Source organism: Serratia sp. KH_031 (assembly GCF_057839655.1).
In genome coordinates, this window is sequence record NZ_CM174496.1 from 157,049 (window position 1) to 173,943 (window position 16,895).

Sequence of the window (16,895 nt, forward strand, 5' to 3'; positions counted from 1 at the left end):
TCTCAGCTAAAACTGACCTTTTCCCCTGCCTGTGCGCTGGTGGCTTCGTTTAACAACGCATAGAACTCTTGTCTGCTGCGATTGCAGATCCACTGGTTGTCACGATATTCAAAGTGGTAACCGCCAGCTTTGGTTGCTAACCAAACTTGATGCAATGGTTCTTGTTTGTTGATGATGATTTTGCTGCCGTTCTCGAAGCTCAACGTCAAAATGCCGCTGTTGATCTCGCAATCGATGTCGGCATCGCCAGCAAAATTGTCCAACGCCTCTTCGATATTCTGCATTAGTTGGTCGACTAACTGATGAAACTCACTGTCGTTCATATTCGATTCCTATTGCTTTTCATGATCCACCTGCGATTATATACCCTTCATACTTGAAGCCGCAGCTGTGTTGGCTGCGTGCGCTTACCCCAGTCACTTACCTATGTAAGCTCCAGGGGACTCACGTACTTGCCGCCTTGCTGCAACTCCAATGATTTTGGGTATAGTGAGCTTGGACGCATGAATTACAGGCATTAATGCAAAATGAAAACACAACTACGCTATGCGCTAATAGCAGTGACGCTGATTGGGCTCTCTGGTTGCGGTCTTAAAGGCCCTCTGTATTTCCCTCCGGCTGATCCAGCAAGTACACAACCGGCAAAACCACCGGTACAAACTGACGTTCAGACGCAGAAAAACCAACAAGAGCTTGATAGCACCCAGCAAAAACCGTCGATGACCGACCAGTAATAACCGAATTGCGGTGATGAGAGTCGCCGCAATCACGGGGCGGATAGCGCGCCCAGATAGCGGAGTATGATATGCAGTTCTCCAAAATGCACGGTCTGGGTAACGACTTCATGGTGGTCGATGCCGTAACACAGAATGTTTATTTTTCACCAGAACTGATCCGCCGGTTGTCAGACAGACATCTGGGGGTCGGTTTTGATCAGATGTTGATCGTCGAACCGCCTTACGATCCCGATCTCGATTTCCATTACCGTATTTTTAACGCTGACGGTAGTGAAGTGGCGCAGTGCGGCAACGGAGCCCGTTGCTTTGCTCGTTTTGTGCGGCTGAAAGGGCTGACGAATAAACGTGATATTAGCGTCAGTACGCAGAATGGACGTATGATCCTGAGCGTGACCGAAGACGAGCAAGTCTGCGTCAATATGGGCGAACCTAACTTCGATCCGCAGATCGTACCATTCCGCGCCACCAAAGCGGAGAAAACCTACATCATGCGGGCGGCGGAACACACAGTGCTGTGTGGCGTGGTGTCGATGGGTAACCCACACTGCGTGTTACAGGTGGATGATGTCACCACCGCCAAAGTTGAGTTGCTTGGCCCGGTGCTGGAAAACCATGATCGTTTCCCAGAGCGCGCTAATATTGGTTTTATGCAGGTGGTTAGCCGCGAACACATCAAACTACGAGTTTATGAACGCGGAGCCGGTGAAACGCAGGCCTGTGGCAGCGGCGCTTGCGCAGCGGTTGCTGTCGGTATTCAGCAAGAATTATTGGCGGAAGAAGTGCATGTAGAATTGCCGGGGGGCAGCCTGCATATCCGCTGGAAAGGGCCGGGTACACCATTATTTATGACCGGCCCGGCAACCCATGTTTATGACGGATTTATTCATCTATGAAAAGCGTTGAAGGCCAAGCGGTTACCGGCATCGAGCTAGATGACGAAACCGTAATGCAATATTTGCTGCAAAACCCGGATTTTTTTATCCGCAACGCCCGGCAGGTGGAGCAGATGCGTGTTCCCCATCCAGTGCGCGGTACGGTTTCTTTGGTCGAGTGGCATTTGGCGCGGCAGCGCAACCACATTGAGCGGCTGGAAGAAGAAATCACTTTGTTAATGGAACAGGCTAGCGCGAATGAAACGCTGTTTGCCCGTTTGCTACATTTACAAGCCGATCTAGCTACCGCCGACAGCTTGCAAGACATGCTCAACCGTCTGCAACGTTGGGCGCGTGGTTTCGGGCTGGCGGGTGCCAATATCCGTCTGTTTAACGATCGCTGGAACATCGGCGCGCCTTCCGATTTTACTCATCTTGGCCTGTCTCGCTCGGCGTTTGAGCCGCTGCGTATTCAACGTATGGGCGATCAACACCACTTCCTCGGTAGCCTGAATGGCCCGGAACTGTTGCTGTTATTGCCGCAAGCAAAAATGGTCGGTTCGGTCGCGTTGTCGCTATTGGGTGAAGATGACTCTCTGGGCATGGTGATTTTCAGCAGTCGCGATACGCAACATTATCAGCAGGGTATGGGTACGGTGATGCTCAACCAACTGGCGCGTATGTTGCCAGAACTGCTGGAACGTTGGGTCGAACGCTCATGAGCCCGATAGCGCCCAGCCTGCAACAGCCGGTGGACGCTTTTCTGCGTTATCTGAAAGTCGAGCGTCAACTTAGCCCGCTGACTCAACTGAGTTATTCCCGCCAGCTTCAGGCGTTGATGGACATCGCGCAAAGTATTGGTATCAGCGAATGGCCGCAGCTCGATGCGGCTAAAGTGCGTATGCTGGCGGCACGTAGTAAGCGCGCCGGATTGGGCTCAGCCAGCTTGGCGTTGCGCCTTTCGTCACTCCGCAGTTTCCTCGATTGGCAAGTTGGCCAAGGCGTGATACCGGCTAACCCGGCTAAAGGTATTCGCACGCCACGCAGTGGTCGCCATCTACCGAAAAATCTCGACGTTGATGATATGAACCAGTTGCTGGAGATCGATCTCAACGATCCGCTGGCGGTACGTGATCGCGCCATGCTGGAAGTGATGTACGGTGCCGGGCTGCGTCTTTCAGAATTGGTAGGGTTAGATTGCCGCCATATGGATCTCACCAGCGGTGAGATTTGGGTATTGGGTAAAGGCAGTAAAGAGCGCAAATTGCCGATTGGTCGCACCGCCGTTACTTGGCTAGAACACTGGTTGGCGATGCGCGATTTCTTTGCGCCGGAAGATGACGCGGTGTTTCTGTCTAACCAAGGTAAGCGCATATCAACGCGCAATGTGCAGAAGCGTTTTGCTGAGTGGGGTGTGAAGCAAGGGGTGAGCAGCCATATCCATCCACATAAACTGCGCCATTCGTTTGCGACGCATATGCTGGAATCAAGCGGCGATCTGCGCGCGGTGCAGGAGTTATTAGGTCACGCTAACCTGACAACCACGCAAATCTATACCCACCTCGACTTTCAACATCTGGCAAACGTGTATGATGCCGCGCATCCACGCGCCAAACGGGGGAAATCCTGATGCATTTTTACCGTCCATTACGCCCGCTGGCGGCGCTGACTTTCGATCTGGACGACACCTTATACGACAATCGCCCGGTGATTAAGCAAACCGAGCAGCAGTCGGTCGCTTTCCTGCAAAGTTACCATCCGGGTTTGAACAGTTTCCAATCGGCGGATTTTCACCGGTTGCGTCAGGAATTGCGTGAGCAAGATCCCGAGATTTACCACGACGTGACGCAATGGCGCTGGCGAGCGGTTCATTTGGCGCTAAGTCGCCAAGGGCTGCGCGATGCTGAAGCTTCTGTGGGTGCCGATTCGGCCATGCAGAACTTTGCGTTGTGGCGTAGCCGCATTGATATTCCTGCGGCGACTCATGCCACCCTAAAAGCACTGGGCGAACGTTATCCGCTAGTGGCGATTACCAATGGCAATGCCGACCCTGCGGAGTGCGGATTGGAGAACTACTTCCAGTTTGTGCTGCGTTCTGGGCCGGATGGGCGCGCCAAGCCGTATCAAGATATGTATCAAACGGCTGCCGAGCGCTTGGGTATTGCACCACAAAATATCCTGCATGTGGGGGATGATTTGACCACCGACGTGGCTGGTGCCTTGCTCGCGGGCTTCCAAGCCTGCTGGATCAACGACCGTCAGCGCAACCTAATGGAAGCTGCCGACAGCCGCTTATTGCCACATCTTGAGATTTCGCAGTTGGCATCGCTGACAGCATTGTTATAATCCCTCCAGAGCTCTGTATAAATTCACAGTGAAAAACTCGCTTAATGGCGGGTTTTCCCTTACCCATTGATGGTGCCTATGGACGTTTCCGATCTGCTCGACAGCCTAAATGAAAAACAACGCGAAGCCGTGGCAGCGCCGCGTAGCAACCTGTTGGTACTGGCCGGTGCGGGCAGCGGTAAAACTCGGGTGCTGGTACATCGTATTGCTTGGCTGCTGTCGGTAGAGAACAGCTCGCCGTATTCGATTATGGCGGTGACCTTTACCAACAAAGCGGCGGCGGAGATGCGTCACCGTATCGAGCATTTGATTGGCACCAGCCAAGGCGGTATGTGGATTGGGACTTTCCACGGCTTGGCGCACCGTCTGTTGCGCGCTCACCATATGGACGCCAATCTGCCGCAGGATTTCCAGATCCTCGATAGCGACGATCAACTCCGCCTATTGAAACGCATTATCAAGGCGTTGAATGTTGATGAGAAGCAATGGCCACCGCGTCAGGCGATGTGGTACATCAACGGTAAGAAGGACGAAGGTTTACGCCCGCAACACGTTGAAACCTATAACAACCCAGTGGAAACCACCTGGTTGCGTATTTATCAGGCGTATCAAGAGGCCTGCGATCGCGCTGGGCTGGTAGATTTCGCGGAATTGCTGCTACGAGCCCATGAGTTGTGGCTGAATAAGCCGCAAATTCTTAATCATTACCGCGAACGTTTTACCAACATCATGGTGGACGAATTCCAAGATACCAACAGCATCCAATACGCTTGGATCCGCCTGCTAGCGGGTGGCAGCCAAAACAGCGTCATGATTGTGGGTGATGACGATCAGTCGATTTACGGCTGGCGTGGGGCGCAGGTAGAGAACATCCAGCGTTTCCTGAAAGATTTTCCCGGCGCGGAAACCATTCGTCTGGAACAGAACTACCGTTCGACCAGCAATATTTTAAAAGCGGCCAATACGCTGATTGCCAACAATGACGGTCGAATGGGTAAAAACCTGTGGACCGACGGCGCCGAAGGGGAACCCATCGCCCTGTATTGCGCTTTCAATGAGTTGGACGAAGCGCGCTTTGTGGTTAACCGCATCAAGACTTGGCAAGACAACGGCGGCTCGCTCAACGACTGTGCAATTTTGTACCGTAGCAACGCCCAATCGCGCGTATTGGAAGAAGCTTTGCTGCAAATCGCGATGCCTTACCGCATTTACGGCGGGCAACGCTTCTTCGAACGCCAAGAGATTAAAGATGCGCTGGCTTATCTGCGACTGATTTCCAACCGTAACGATGATGCGGCCTTCGAACGCGTGGTGAATACCCCGACGCGGGGCATCGGCGATCGTACCTTGGACGAAGTGCGTAAAGCGGCGCGAGATCGGCAACTGACGTTGTGGCAGGCCACTCGTGCGTTGCTGCAAGACAAAGTGCTGGCGGGGCGCGCGGCCTCGGCGTTGCAACGTTTCCTCGAGCTGGTGGAATCGTTGGCGCATGAAACAGCCGATATGCCGCTGCATGTGCAAACCGACCGCGTGATCCGTGATTCCGGCTTGTTCATTATGTATGAGCAAGAAAAAGGCGAAAAAGGTCAGGCACGTATCGAAAACTTGGAAGAACTGGTGACGGCAACGCGCCAGTATAGTTATCAGGATGAAGAAAGGGATCTGATGCCGTTACAGGCGTTTTTGTCCCATGCGGCTCTGGAGGCGGGCGAAGGGCAGGCCGATGCTTATCAAGACGCGGTGCAGCTGATGACGCTGCACTCGGCGAAAGGGTTGGAGTTCCCACAGGTATTTATCGTCGGTATGGAAGAAGGCATGTTCCCTAGCCAGATGTCGCTGGACGAAGGCGGTCGACTGGAAGAAGAACGCCGTTTGGCCTACGTTGGCGTGACGCGTGCGATGCAGAAATTGACGCTAACCTACGCGGAAACGCGTCGTCTGTACGGCAAAGAAGTAAGTCACCGGCCTTCGCGTTTCGTTGGTGAGCTCCCACCAGAGTGCGTGGAGGAAGTCCGACTGCGTGCCAGCGTTTCCCGCCCGGTGAATCACCGCAGCATGGGGACGCCGATCAGCAGTAACGATACCGGCTACAAGCTTGGTCAGCGCGTACGTCATCCGAAGTTTGGCGAAGGGACGATCGTGAACTTGGAAGGCAGTGGTGAGCATAGCCGTTTGCAGATTGCGTTTCCGGGGGAAGGGATCAAGTGGCTGGTGGCGGCGTATGCCAAGCTTGAGACGGCGTAGCCTTTTATCAGGATATGCGAGTTAGTGTTAGTTTTCGGTCGCTAAGCGTTTTCACTTATTTGCGGCCGATATAACCGCGACCGAGCAGGGGAACAAAAGGCGTGTTCCCCTGCACCCCGCGCCTTCGCCACATCAGGCGGTTGCTGGCGCAAAATACTCGTCCCATATATGGACGCTCCGATAATGCCAGTATTTTTCTTTAAAAAAGTGAACAGGTATTGCAGCCATATATCCGGTTTCTTTATGAGCCTTGATTGCGCTCGAACCATGATGAAATCCGCCAGGTGAGTTCCTATCATCCCTACGGGCTATAATGCCCAGGGCCGAGTTCGGATTGTCTCACCTGCGGTCTTACCTGTTTCGCCATCTTATTGATTACACTTGCAACTACCGGACTGCGTTAACTCATTTACTGCCCCTTGTCTGCTCTTGAGCTTGTCTCAATGTGCAGACAAGGGGCGATACTCTGTTTCATGTACCAACATCGACCAGAGAATACGCGCCGTCTTGCTGGCTTGTGCCACCACCGCAATGTTGTAGTTTTTTCTTTTTAACAGGGCATCAAGCCATGGCATATCCTCTTTGTGCCGTTCAATCACTGCTGCAACGGCGCGAGCACCATGCACCAACAAATAACGAAAATATCGGTCACCGCGTTTACTGATAGAACCCAATCGTTGCTTACCCCCACTGGAATGCTCTCTGGGTGTCAGACCCAACCAAGCAGAAAATTGTTTGGCTGAGTGGAACTGCTGACCATTGCCAATAGATGCCACTAAATAAGTGGAGGTCATCAGGCCAACGCCGGGCACTTTTGCCACCCGCTGACACGCAGGCTGAGTTTTGGCCCAGCTACTGAGTTCTTGTTCTATCAGCTTAAGCTGGTCTTCCAATTCATTAATATGCCCGAATTGACGTCCGATACTGCGGCGAACAAAAGGAGATAATGCAATTTCTCCATCCTCCAGAATATCGGGAATACCTTTGTAAAAAGCCCCTGTCCCCGCAGGCATGATGATGCCAAACTCTGCCAACATGGCACGCAGGCTGTTGGCGCAAGCTACGCGCTCCCGAACAAGAATATCTCGCTCGGTATGTAGCGCTAACACCGCCTGCTGTTCGGCTGTCTTAATCTGTACAAAACGCATATTCGGTCGTGTTACGGCTTCACAAATGGCTTCAGCATCAGCCGCATCGGTTTTGTTAGTTTTGACGTAAGGCTTCACATATTGCGGGGGGATGAGTTTGACCTGATGACCAAACTGGCTGAGTATGCGAGCAAAATGATGGCTGGAGGCACAAGCCTCCATACCGATAAGGCAAGGTTCCAACTGCATCAGGAAGGGAATGAACTTCGCCCGAGTCAATTTCATCTTGAGCGAAGTTTTGCCATTGTGATCGACGCCATGAAGCTGGAACACGTTTTTTGCCAAGTCGATACCGAGAGTAGATACTTGCATTTGGACGCTCCTTCTTTTGGGTTTAACACTCACAGTTTGGCACTTAGATGCCGTGAAAGTTGGAGCGTCCATCTCATTATCCCTGGGACTCGCCCCTTCGGGGTCACCGCAAGCGGTGCTCAAATCTGCTCCCGGCAGATTTGTCCCTCACTGCGGCACTACGCATAACGGCCGGCTACGATATACATCCCTGTATAGCTCGCCTAAAAACGCCATCCATGGCGTTTTTGCCTATGCTTTGTTTCTCCGTTCGGCGCCTTCAATGGCTTGAACTGCGGCGCTCAACTTACCTATAGCGTGGCTGTTAGGTTTTAAAAAGAAATTAATGGGAGTATTTATCACCCACCTGCGCCGTCGCATACCACCGCATCACATTGTCGATACCTTCGTCGCCTTCTGCCGGTGCCCACGGCATACAGTCAGCCTCCGTCAGGGGTTGATACGGGCCTTGTTTCACTTCAAAAATCACACCACCATGATCGACCGATAACACCGCATGCCAAGTACTCGCTGGCATTTCTAGCACTTTGGTTTCATCACCCAGTAATGTGCGATGAGTGATCACGCCGTCGTCATTGAATTGCAGTACCACGAAGCGCCCGTGCAGTGACGTCAGCAACTCCCAAGTTTGTGGATGGCGATGCGGACGGATATAGGTGCCCGGCTCCATGGCAATCGCCAAGCGCTGTACCGGATCGCTCAGTTCTTCATGTAAGTTATGTGGTTTACGTAGGCGGGGCAGTTGGGCGGCCTGTTCACTCATGGTTGTCAGGTCGTGGGCGGTTATTTGTTTCATAAGTTAAATCCGCAATCTTGATGTGTTCTTATGGTAGCAATATTCTAACGCTGAGTCTGAGGTGCAGGTGGCTTTTTCTGACATGTTGACCCTCAGTTAAGCCAGCCTTTTCTCAAATTTCAGGCGTGTTGAATTGTTGCGCAATTATTACCAGCAACCGGTTGACAGACTTTTTCTTCTCGGCGTAACATGCGCGCACTATTATCAATGAGGACATACGCCTTGGACGCACCCAGTAGATACTGGCTCACTGACCTGGACAACAATGATTTACACAACAGGTACAACTTCTAAGGCTATCCCATCCTGCTGATAGCCTTCGTGGTTGTCGGCGACCTTTTTGTGTCGCTATGAGTCAGATCTCTTTATGGTCTGAAACAAACTGGTGATACAACATCCTTCTGTTTCGGTGTTTCCACGCGTTGTCTACCCGTTATCATTTGGGAGTTTTGGCACATGCTGAGCGCATTTAGATTAGATAACAATCGCTTATCCCGTCTGGAGTTAGACGATGCGGACGATCTGACCACGTCGTTGTGGGTGGATCTGGTCGAGCCGGAAGAAGGCGAGCGCGAGCGCGTGCAGGGTGAATTAGGGCAAAGCTTGGCGACACGCCCTGAGTTGGATGACATCGAAGCCTCGGCGCGTTTCTTCGAAGACGAAGACGGTCTGCACATCCACTCCTTCTTCTACTTTGAAGATGCCGAAGACCACGCGGGTAACTCCACCGTGGCATTTACCATCCGTGATGGTCGCCTATATACCTTACGTGAGCGCGAGCTGCCTGCTTTCCGTCTGTATCGGATGCGTGCCCGTAATATGACGATGGTCGATGGCAACGCCTACGAACTGCTGCTGGATCTGTTTGAAACCAAAATTGAGCAGTTGGCGGATGAGATCGAAAACATCTATAGCGATCTGGAAAAACTCAGCCGGGTGATCATGGAAGGGCATCAAGGCGATGAGTATGACGAAGCGCTGTCGACACTGGCAGAGTTGGAAGATATCGGTTGGAAAGTGCGTTTGTGTTTGATGGATACCCAACGCGCATTGAACTTCTTAGTGCGTAAGGCTCGCTTGCCGACGGGGCAGTTGGAGCAAGCGCGTGAAGTGCTGCGCGATATCGAATCCCTGCTGCCACACAACGAATCGCTGTTCCAGAAGGTTAACTTCTTGATGCAGGCGGCGATGGGCTTCATCAACATCGAGCAGAACCGTATCATCAAGATCTTCTCGGTGGTTTCTGTGGTGTTCCTGCCACCTACGCTGGTGGCTTCGAGTTACGGTATGAACTTCGAATTTATGCCGGAGCTAAAATGGTCGCTGGGTTATCCGGGTGCGATCAGTTTGATGATCTTGGCTGGGTTGGCACCGTATCTGTACTTTAAGCGTAAGAACTGGTTGTAAACGTTGGGGCGATGTTGATCGCCCTGGTTATTTTCCTACTCCTTAGCCTGCTATACCCGTCATACTTGAAGCTGCCTCTTTGTTGGCTGCCTTTGCTCACCCTAGTCACTTGGTGGGCCAAGCTCCTAGGGCTTCGCGCAGTTGCCGCCGCGATGCAACTCCAATTATTTAGGGTATAAATAACGCTACAATATTCCTCTATTCATCTGCCAAGTAAGGCGAATACGTTGATGGAGAAGTTACCTCATTCGGTTCAATGGCTGATCCTGTTACTGGCTTCGCTGGTATTAGGTTTTGGCCTACAAGCATTCCATATTCCTGCCGCTTTATTGTTGGGACCGATGATTGTCGGTGTCGCGATGGGGCTATTTGGCGCCTCGGTGCGTATCCCAAATCCGTTGTTCATCTCTTCACAGGCAATACTGGGCTGTATGATTGCCCAAACGCTTTCTCCGGCGGTTCTCACGCCATTACTACAAGACTGGCCGTTGGTGCTGTTGGTGTTGTTTGCCACCCTGTTTGCCAGCGGTGTTGTCGGTTGGTGTTTGGTGCGCTTTAGCAGCCTACCCGGTCCAACGGGCGCTTGGGGCTCTTCGCCCGGCGGCGCTTCCGCCATGGTGGCGATGGCGGGGGATTTCGGTGCCGATGTGCGACTGGTCGCGTTTATGCAATATCTGCGGGTATTGTTTGTCGCCACGGCAGCGGCAGTGGTGGCACGTATCGGTCTCGGCGATGAAGTTGGGCAGGGTAACGTGGCGCTAGAATGGTTCCCGGCACTCGACTGGCATTTCCTTGGTACGTTGGGCGTCGCGGTGGTCGGTTCCTGGTTGGGGCCACGGCTGCGTATTCCCTCTGGCGCGATGTTATTGCCGATGGTAATCGGTGCGGCATTGCATTCCAGCGGAACGATGGTGCTGCAAATCCCTGAATGGTTGCTGGCATTGGCGTATGCGTTAATTGGTTGGAGCGTCGGGCTGCGCTTTACTCACCCGATCTTCTTGCTGGCGCTACGTACTTTGCCGCAGATGCTGGTATCGATTTTGGCTCTGATGTTGTTCTGTGCTGGCTTAGGTTGGATGCTGACCTGCTTCCTGCCGGTGGATATGATGACGGCTTATTTGGCCACCAGTCCCGGCGGGCTGGATACCGTCGCCATTATTGCTGCGGGTAGTCGGGTAGATATGGCGTTTGTGATGGCGATGCAGACGTTGCGTCTGTTCACCATTTTGCTGACTGGCCCAGCGATAGCGCGGTTTATCTCCAACCGCGCCTCACCGGCATCAACGTAGCTTTCGTTGTTGATATAGCGCATCCAGCGTGAACAAAATCAAGGCCGCCCAGATGAAGCCGAAGGTCACCAGTTTGTCCTGCCCGACGGTTTCACCGTAGAAAGTCACCGCCAGCAGGAACATCAATGTCGGGCCAAGATATTGGAAGAAACCCAACGTGGACAAACGTAACCGAGTCGCGGCGGCGGTAAAGAACAACAGCGGTATGGTGGTAACAATACCCGCGGCGACCAACAGCAGATTAAGCGACCAAGAGTTGGCGCTCAGATGGCTGGTTGGGCTATCGGCAATCATAAACAGATACACCGCCGCGACGGGCAGCAACCACAGCGTTTCAATCAACATACCGGTTTGCGCGTCGATGGCGATTTTCTTGCGTAGCAGCCCGTAGAAGGCGAAGCTGAACGCCAGACCTAATCCAATGATCGGTAACGAACCGAATTGCCACAGTTGGATCAACACTCCGCCAAAGGCCAGCGACACCGCTAGCCATTGTATTTTGCGAAAACGTTCGCCGAGAAATAGCATCCCCAATAGCACGTTCACCAATGGGTTAATGAAATACCCCAAGCTGGCTTCCAGCATATGGTGGTTATTCACCGCCCAGATAAATAGCAACCAGTTGCCACCAATCAATACCGCCGTGAGTGCCAGTAATAACAGACGCTTACGGTCTTGGCAGGCGGTGCGTACTTTCGGCCAGTTACGCCCAACACTGATTAATACCAGCATAAAGAAAAATGACCAGATGACACGGTGAGTGAGGATTTCATCGGCAGGGACTTGTTGAATGAGCTTGAAGTAGGCCGGGGCAATACCCCAAATAAAATAAGCGGCTAAGGCGAAAAGGATGCCTTGCCGCGTCTGTTTTGCGTCCATGACGTTACTCTGAAGGGAAAATTTATGATCCGACGAGTGTACTGGAGCCACTCATCGCACACAATCATCCCACCAGATAAGTTGCCGTGGCACTGGCGATATGCAAACCATCGTGATTATGGAGTTCAACGCGAGCCACCGCGACTTTATTACCGCTGCGCAGTACGCTGGCGGAAGCAATAAAGTGTTCGCCACGGCCGGGACGTAGATAATCGACGCGCAAATCGATGGTGCCCATCCGTGCTAAGCGTGATGCGAGTTCTTCCTCGATCAACGGATCTTGTCGCATTAGAATGCTACCTACGCAGGCCAAACCTGCCGCGACATCTAATACCGAGGCGATTACGCCACCATGCAGGATCTGCTGCGCCGCATTACCGACCAGTTTGGCCTGGTTGTTGAAGCGGAGTTCGACCCCATCAGCATCGAAACGATGTAGTTCTAGCCCTAACTCGCGGTTAAATGGCATGTGATAGACAAAAATTTCGCCCATTTTCTGGCGAGCTACTTCGAGGGACAGTGGAGTCGTAGACATAATTCTTCTCTTAACTGGTCAGTCCAGGTTAATTATTTGTTAATAATATGCTGAAATTTTACTTATTTCCATCCCTGTTAAATCCCAATATCAGAATTCTGGACTGATATTCACCCGCGATGGCGTGTAAAATTAAATCTTTCGCTTGCCTGTATTTTTTGAACTCTGAGGGATGTTATGCGCAAACTATCAAGGATCGCACTGCCATTGCTGTTAGCTCCGGCACTAGGTCAGGCTGAAGAAGCTAAAGAGCAACAGATTCATGATACACCGGCGGTACGCGGCAGCATTATTGCCAACCTGCTGCAATCTCACGACAATCCATTCACGTTGTACCCGTACGACACCAACTATGTGTTGTACACCTATACCAGCGATATCAATAAAGAGGCCATCAGTACCTACAACTGGGCTGATAATGCACGTAAGGATGAAGTGAAGTTCCAGCTTAGCTTGGGCTTCCCACTGTGGCGCGGTATCGCCGGTGAAAACTCGGTGCTGGGAGCTTCTTACACGCAACGCTCTTGGTGGCAGCTTTCCAACCATGCTGAATCTTCCCCTTTCCGTGAAACCGACTATGAGCCGCAGGTCTTCCTCGGCTGGGCAACGGATTACAGTTTTGCCGGTTGGACGCTACGCGACATTGAGGTCGGTGTTAACCATCAGTCCAACGGACGTTCAGAGCCCACTTCACGCAGTTGGAACCGTGGTTACGCGCGCTTTATGGCACAGAATGGCAATTGGCAGGTTGATCTCAAGCCTTGGTTCCGTTTCTCGGAAAGCGCTGACAGCGATGACAACCCTGATATCACTAAATATATGGGTTATTACCGCCTGAAAGTCGGTTACGCTTGGGGCGATAGCGTGTTCAGCGTTGATGGGCACTACAACTGGAACACGGGCTTTGGTGGCGCAGAAATGGGCTGGAGTTATCCTGTCTCCAAGCACGTGCGTTTCTACACGCAAGTGTTCAGCGGTTATGGTGAATCACTGATCGATTACAACTTCAGGCAGACACGGGTTGGCGTTGGTGTCATGCTTAACGATATTATGTAGCCCTAAAGCTGCCCATGACGGTGGCATAACGCAATAAGATGGGGAAGTGTGTGTCAACCGCAGCAGTGATAAACAGAGAGTTGCTGGCAGAACAGGTATTGCACGATACCTTTGGCTACCAGCAATTCCGCCCGGGACAGCAAACGATTATCAACACGGCGATCGGCGGGCAGGATTGTCTGGTGGTGATGCCGACCGGCGGTGGTAAATCGTTATGCTATCAGATCCCGGCGTTAGTGCTGGATGGTTTGACGCTGGTGGTTTCTCCCTTGATTTCCTTGATGAAAGATCAGGTCGATCAGCTCTTGGCTTACGGCGTGGCGGCGGCTTGCTATAACTCGACGCAAACCCGCGAGCAGCAGTTGGAAGTGATGGCGGGTTGTCGCAATGGCACCATCAAACTGCTGTATATCGCTCCTGAACGTCTGATGATGGACAGCTTCCTCGACCTGCTTGTCCATTGCCCACCCGCGTTGCTGGCGGTAGATGAAGCGCACTGTATTTCGCAGTGGGGACATGATTTTCGCCCGGAGTATCGTGCGCTCGGTCAGTTGAAGCAGCGTTTCCCACAGATGCCGGTAATCGCTCTGACTGCTACGGCAGATGAAGCTACACGTAATGATATTGTGCGTCTGCTGGCGTTGCATGAGCCGTTGATCCAAGTCAGCAGTTTCGACCGCCCGAATATCCGCTACACACTGGTGGAAAAATTCAAACCGCTCGACCAACTCTGGCGCTTTGTACAGGATCAGCGTGGTAAAAGCGGCATTATTTATTGCAACAGTCGCGCCAAGGTCGAAGACACCACTGCACGCTTGCAAAGCCGTGGCTTGAGCGTCGGGGCCTATCACGCCGGATTGGATAACGAACGCCGCGCGGCGGTGCAAGAAGCTTTCCAGCGCGATGATCTGCAAGTGGTAGTGGCGACGGTGGCGTTTGGTATGGGCATCAACAAACCTAACGTGCGTTTTGTGGTGCATTTTGATATCCCGCGCAACATCGAATCCTATTATCAGGAAACCGGTCGAGCCGGGCGTGATGGTCTGCCTGCCGAAGCAATCTTGCTGTATGACCCGGCCGATATGGCTTGGCTGCGTCGCTGTCTGGAAGAGAAACCCGCCGGGGCACAACTGGATATCGAACGCCATAAACTTAATGCGATGGGGGCATTTGCCGAAGCTCAGACCTGCCGCCGTTTAGTGTTGCTGAATTACTTTGGCGAAGGTAAACAGCAAGCCTGCGGCAACTGCGATATTTGCCTCGATCCCCCCAAGCGTTACGATGGATTAGAAGACGCGCGTAAGGCGCTGTCCTGCGTTTATCGTGTCGGTCAACGCTTCGGCTTGGGATACATTGTTGAAGTCTTGCGTGGGGCTAATAATCAACGTATTCGTGAATATGGTCACGACAAGCTGCCAGTGTACGGCATTGGTAGTGGGCACACGCACGAACACTGGACTAGCGTGTTGCGCCAACTCATCCATTTGGGCTTTATAACGCAAAACATTGCCATGTATTCGGCGCTACAACTGACAGAAGCGGCTCGCCCGGTCCTGCGCGGCGAAGTGGCGTTGCAACTGGCGGTGCCGCGAATTCAGAGCCTGAAAGTACGTAGCAGCGCTAATCAGAAATCCTACGGCGGCAATTACGACCGCAAGCTGTTTGCTAAATTACGCAAACTGCGTAAATCGATCGCCGATGAAGAAAATATTCCGCCGTATGTGGTGTTTAACGATGCTACATTGTTGGAGATGGCAGAGCAGATGCCGATCCGTGCCAGCGAACTGCTGAGCGTCAACGGCGTCGGGCAACGTAAGTTGGAACGTTTTGGTACGCCGTTTATGGCGATGATCCGCGCTCATTTAGATGGCGACGATGAATGATGAATAGGAGCTGTAAATCATGCTGATGCTGTTTTTAACCGTGGCGATGGTGCATTTGATCGCGTTGATGAGCCCAGGGCCGGACTTCTTTTTCGTCTCGCAAACCGCTGCCAGCCGTTCACGTCGTGAAGCGATGATGGGCGTGGTAGGGATTTCACTGGGGATCGTGGTCTGGGCTGGTGTGGCGCTGATGGGGCTGCATCTGATCCTGCAAAAAATGGCGTGGTTACACCAGATCATTATGGTTGGTGGTGGGATTTACCTGTGCTGGATGGGCTGGCAGTTGCTACGTTCCGCCCGTGCTCAGAACGCCCAACCGGTAGAAACCGAAGTCAACGTTGTTTTACCTAAAGCCGGACGCAGCTTTATCCGTGGTTTTCTGACCAATCTTTCCAACCCGAAAGCGGTGATCTACTTCGGTAGCGTGTTCTCATTGTTTGTCGGTGATGACGTCGGTGCTGGTGCGCGTTGGGGACTGTTCCTGCTGATCGTGGCTGAAACCTTTGTTTGGTTCAGTCTGGTTGCTGTGGTGTTCGCACTGCCAGCGATGCGTCGCGGTTATCAACGCTTAGCCAAATGGATCGACGGCGTGGCAGGCGTGTTGTTTACCGGTTTTGGCCTGCACTTGATCTTCACCCGTTAAGCTTTTCTGGCGGTTGCCAATAAACCCGCCACTAAAATAAACAACGAACCAAAGATGCGATTCAGTAACTGCATCTGGCGCGGAGTTTTCAGCCAACGGGCAATGCGCGTTGCCAGTGTGGCATAACCAATCATCACAATAATATCCACTACCACCGTCGTCACGCCGAGGATCACATATTGCTCGGCTTGCGGTTGGTGGGGCACGACAAACTGTGGGAACAGCGCCGCTAGAAACACGATGCTTTTCGGGTTGGTCAAATTCACTAATATTGCCCGTCGGAACAACAGCCGACGTGGCATATTGCCCGCCAACGTATTCAGATCCAGCGCTCCTGCAGCTCGCCATTGTTGAATGCCCAGCCAGACCAAATATGCCGCACCGAACCATTTGAGGATCTCAAATGCGATCAGCGATTGGGAAAGCAGCGCTCCTAGCCCAATTCCCACTAGGACGATATGAATACTTAAACCGACCTGTAAGCCAGCGATCGACGCCGCAGCGCCGCGATAACCGTGGCTAATGCCGGTACTCATGGTGTTGATGGCACCTGAGCCGGGAGAAAGACTGAGAATAATGGTTGTCACCAGATAGGTTAACCACCAGTCGAAGGTCATGGCGAAGTTCCCTGAATGAATGTATCTAATTTGTGCCACAATAAGCGGGTATAACATCACTTTTCTGCCACCTTACGCTAGTATGATTTCTTCTGCTACAGCTCGCATATTTTGCGATGAGTGATTCAGGG

General features: G+C 52.4%; 17 protein-coding genes. 11 read left to right on the forward strand and 6 right to left on the reverse strand.

Going from position 1 to position 16,895, the window contains the following annotated elements:
* Positions 1-2 precede the first annotated feature (2 nt).
* Positions 3-323: an iron donor protein CyaY gene (cyaY, locus tag AC3ISQ_RS00665; RefSeq protein WP_489350081.1), complete on the reverse strand. Its 321-nt coding sequence runs from the start codon at positions 321-323 to the stop codon at positions 3-5.
* Positions 324-527: 204 nt separating this feature from the next.
* Here cyaY and lptM point away from each other — a divergent pair, with 204 nt between their 5' ends.
* From lptM to uvrD, 6 genes are all read left to right on the forward strand, one after another.
* Positions 528-734, forward strand: coding sequence for an LPS translocon maturation chaperone LptM (gene lptM, locus AC3ISQ_RS00670; protein WP_489350082.1), 207 nt, complete (start codon positions 528-530; stop codon positions 732-734).
* Between the two features lie 71 nt (positions 735-805).
* Positions 806-1,630, forward strand: a complete 825-nt coding sequence (dapF, locus tag AC3ISQ_RS00675) for a diaminopimelate epimerase (RefSeq protein ID WP_489350083.1) — start codon at positions 806-808, stop codon at positions 1,628-1,630.
* Positions 1,627-2,331, forward strand: a complete 705-nt coding sequence (locus AC3ISQ_RS00680; protein WP_489350084.1) for a DUF484 domain-containing protein — start codon at positions 1,627-1,629, stop codon at positions 2,329-2,331. The genes dapF and AC3ISQ_RS00680 overlap by 4 nt, the downstream gene beginning before the upstream one ends.
* Positions 2,328-3,239: a tyrosine recombinase XerC gene (gene xerC / locus AC3ISQ_RS00685; protein WP_489350085.1), complete on the forward strand. Its 912-nt coding sequence runs from the start codon at positions 2,328-2,330 to the stop codon at positions 3,237-3,239. Before AC3ISQ_RS00680 ends, xerC begins: the two co-directional genes overlap by 4 nt.
* Positions 3,239-3,955: a 5-amino-6-(5-phospho-D-ribitylamino)uracil phosphatase YigB gene (yigB, locus tag AC3ISQ_RS00690; RefSeq protein ID WP_489350086.1), complete on the forward strand. Its 717-nt coding sequence runs from the start codon at positions 3,239-3,241 to the stop codon at positions 3,953-3,955. The genes xerC and yigB overlap by 1 nt, the downstream gene beginning before the upstream one ends.
* Positions 3,956-4,033: 78 nt before the next feature.
* Positions 4,034-6,199 (forward strand): DNA helicase II, encoded by a 2,166-nt coding sequence (gene uvrD / locus AC3ISQ_RS00695; protein ID WP_489350087.1) that lies wholly within the window; start codon positions 4,034-4,036, stop codon positions 6,197-6,199.
* Positions 6,200-6,639: 440 nt separating this feature from the next.
* On the opposite strand, the gene AC3ISQ_RS00700 is transcribed toward uvrD, so the two are convergent.
* Positions 6,640-7,659, reverse strand: coding sequence for an IS110 family RNA-guided transposase (locus AC3ISQ_RS00700; protein ID WP_489347652.1), 1,020 nt, complete (start codon positions 7,657-7,659; stop codon positions 6,640-6,642).
* Positions 7,660-7,981: 322 nt separating this feature from the next.
* Positions 7,982-8,455 carry a WbuC family cupin fold metalloprotein gene (locus AC3ISQ_RS00705; protein ID WP_489350088.1) on the reverse strand — a complete coding sequence of 158 codons (474 nt, stop codon included), beginning with the start codon at positions 8,453-8,455 and terminating at the stop codon, positions 7,982-7,984.
* A gap of 456 nt (positions 8,456-8,911) precedes the next feature.
* Between AC3ISQ_RS00705 and corA the strand changes: the two genes are divergently transcribed.
* A complete protein-coding gene (gene corA / locus AC3ISQ_RS00710; protein WP_489350090.1) occupies positions 8,912-9,862 on the forward strand; it encodes a magnesium/cobalt transporter CorA in 951 nt (316 codons plus the stop codon).
* Between the two features lie 230 nt (positions 9,863-10,092).
* Entirely contained in the window at positions 10,093-11,151 is a 1,059-nt protein-coding gene (locus AC3ISQ_RS00715) for an AbrB family transcriptional regulator (RefSeq protein WP_489350092.1), read from the forward strand.
* Here AC3ISQ_RS00715 and rarD read toward each other — a convergent pair.
* Both rarD and AC3ISQ_RS00725 read right to left on the reverse strand, forming a co-directional pair.
* On the reverse strand, positions 11,143-12,030 hold the full coding sequence (rarD, locus tag AC3ISQ_RS00720) for an EamA family transporter RarD (RefSeq protein WP_489350094.1): 888 nt from the start codon (positions 12,028-12,030) through the stop codon (positions 11,143-11,145). The genes AC3ISQ_RS00715 and rarD overlap by 9 nt on opposite strands.
* A gap of 64 nt (positions 12,031-12,094) precedes the next feature.
* Positions 12,095-12,565 carry a thioesterase family protein gene (locus AC3ISQ_RS00725; RefSeq protein WP_489350095.1) on the reverse strand — a complete coding sequence of 157 codons (471 nt, stop codon included), beginning with the start codon at positions 12,563-12,565 and terminating at the stop codon, positions 12,095-12,097.
* Between the two features lie 177 nt (positions 12,566-12,742).
* Here AC3ISQ_RS00725 and pldA point away from each other — a divergent pair, with 177 nt between their 5' ends.
* The 3 genes from pldA to rhtC are packed head-to-tail and all read left to right on the forward strand — an operon-like array spanning position 12,743 to position 16,147.
* On the forward strand, positions 12,743-13,621 hold the full coding sequence (gene pldA, locus AC3ISQ_RS00730) for a phospholipase A (RefSeq protein WP_489350096.1): 879 nt from the start codon (positions 12,743-12,745) through the stop codon (positions 13,619-13,621).
* 50 nt (positions 13,622-13,671) lie between these two features.
* Positions 13,672-15,504 (forward strand): ATP-dependent DNA helicase RecQ, encoded by a 1,833-nt coding sequence (gene recQ, locus AC3ISQ_RS00735; RefSeq protein ID WP_489350097.1) that lies wholly within the window; start codon positions 13,672-13,674, stop codon positions 15,502-15,504.
* Positions 15,505-15,523: 19 nt separating this feature from the next.
* A complete protein-coding gene (gene rhtC / locus AC3ISQ_RS00740) occupies positions 15,524-16,147 on the forward strand; it encodes a threonine export protein RhtC (protein ID WP_489350098.1) in 624 nt (207 codons plus the stop codon).
* Here the strand turns inward: rhtC and rhtB are convergent.
* Entirely contained in the window at positions 16,144-16,764 is a 621-nt protein-coding gene (rhtB, locus tag AC3ISQ_RS00745) for a homoserine/homoserine lactone efflux protein (protein WP_489350099.1), read from the reverse strand. The genes rhtC and rhtB overlap by 4 nt on opposite strands.
* Positions 16,765-16,895 lie beyond the last annotated feature (131 nt).

Coding starts and splice junctions, on each gene's coding strand:
- cyaY (WP_489350081.1), bottom strand. CDS start 323: ATGAACGACAGTGAGTTTCATCAGTTAGTCGACCAACTAATGCAGAAT.
- lptM (WP_489350082.1), top strand. CDS start 528: ATGAAAACACAACTACGCTATGCGCTAATAGCAGTGACGCTGATTGGG.
- dapF (WP_489350083.1), top strand. CDS start 806: ATGCAGTTCTCCAAAATGCACGGTCTGGGTAACGACTTCATGGTGGTC.
- AC3ISQ_RS00680 (WP_489350084.1), top strand. CDS start 1,627: ATGAAAAGCGTTGAAGGCCAAGCGGTTACCGGCATCGAGCTAGATGAC.
- xerC (WP_489350085.1), top strand. CDS start 2,328: ATGAGCCCGATAGCGCCCAGCCTGCAACAGCCGGTGGACGCTTTTCTG.
- yigB (WP_489350086.1), top strand. CDS start 3,239: ATGCATTTTTACCGTCCATTACGCCCGCTGGCGGCGCTGACTTTCGAT.
- uvrD (WP_489350087.1), top strand. CDS start 4,034: ATGGACGTTTCCGATCTGCTCGACAGCCTAAATGAAAAACAACGCGAA.
- AC3ISQ_RS00700 (WP_489347652.1), bottom strand. CDS start 7,659: ATGCAAGTATCTACTCTCGGTATCGACTTGGCAAAAAACGTGTTCCAG.
- AC3ISQ_RS00705 (WP_489350088.1), bottom strand. CDS start 8,455: ATGAAACAAATAACCGCCCACGACCTGACAACCATGAGTGAACAGGCC.
- corA (WP_489350090.1), top strand. CDS start 8,912: ATGCTGAGCGCATTTAGATTAGATAACAATCGCTTATCCCGTCTGGAG.
- AC3ISQ_RS00715 (WP_489350092.1), top strand. CDS start 10,093: ATGGAGAAGTTACCTCATTCGGTTCAATGGCTGATCCTGTTACTGGCT.
- rarD (WP_489350094.1), bottom strand. CDS start 12,030: ATGGACGCAAAACAGACGCGGCAAGGCATCCTTTTCGCCTTAGCCGCT.
- AC3ISQ_RS00725 (WP_489350095.1), bottom strand. CDS start 12,565: ATGTCTACGACTCCACTGTCCCTCGAAGTAGCTCGCCAGAAAATGGGC.
- pldA (WP_489350096.1), top strand. CDS start 12,743: ATGCGCAAACTATCAAGGATCGCACTGCCATTGCTGTTAGCTCCGGCA.
- rhtC (WP_489350098.1), top strand. CDS start 15,524: ATGCTGATGCTGTTTTTAACCGTGGCGATGGTGCATTTGATCGCGTTG.
- rhtB (WP_489350099.1), bottom strand. CDS start 16,764: ATGACCTTCGACTGGTGGTTAACCTATCTGGTGACAACCATTATTCTC.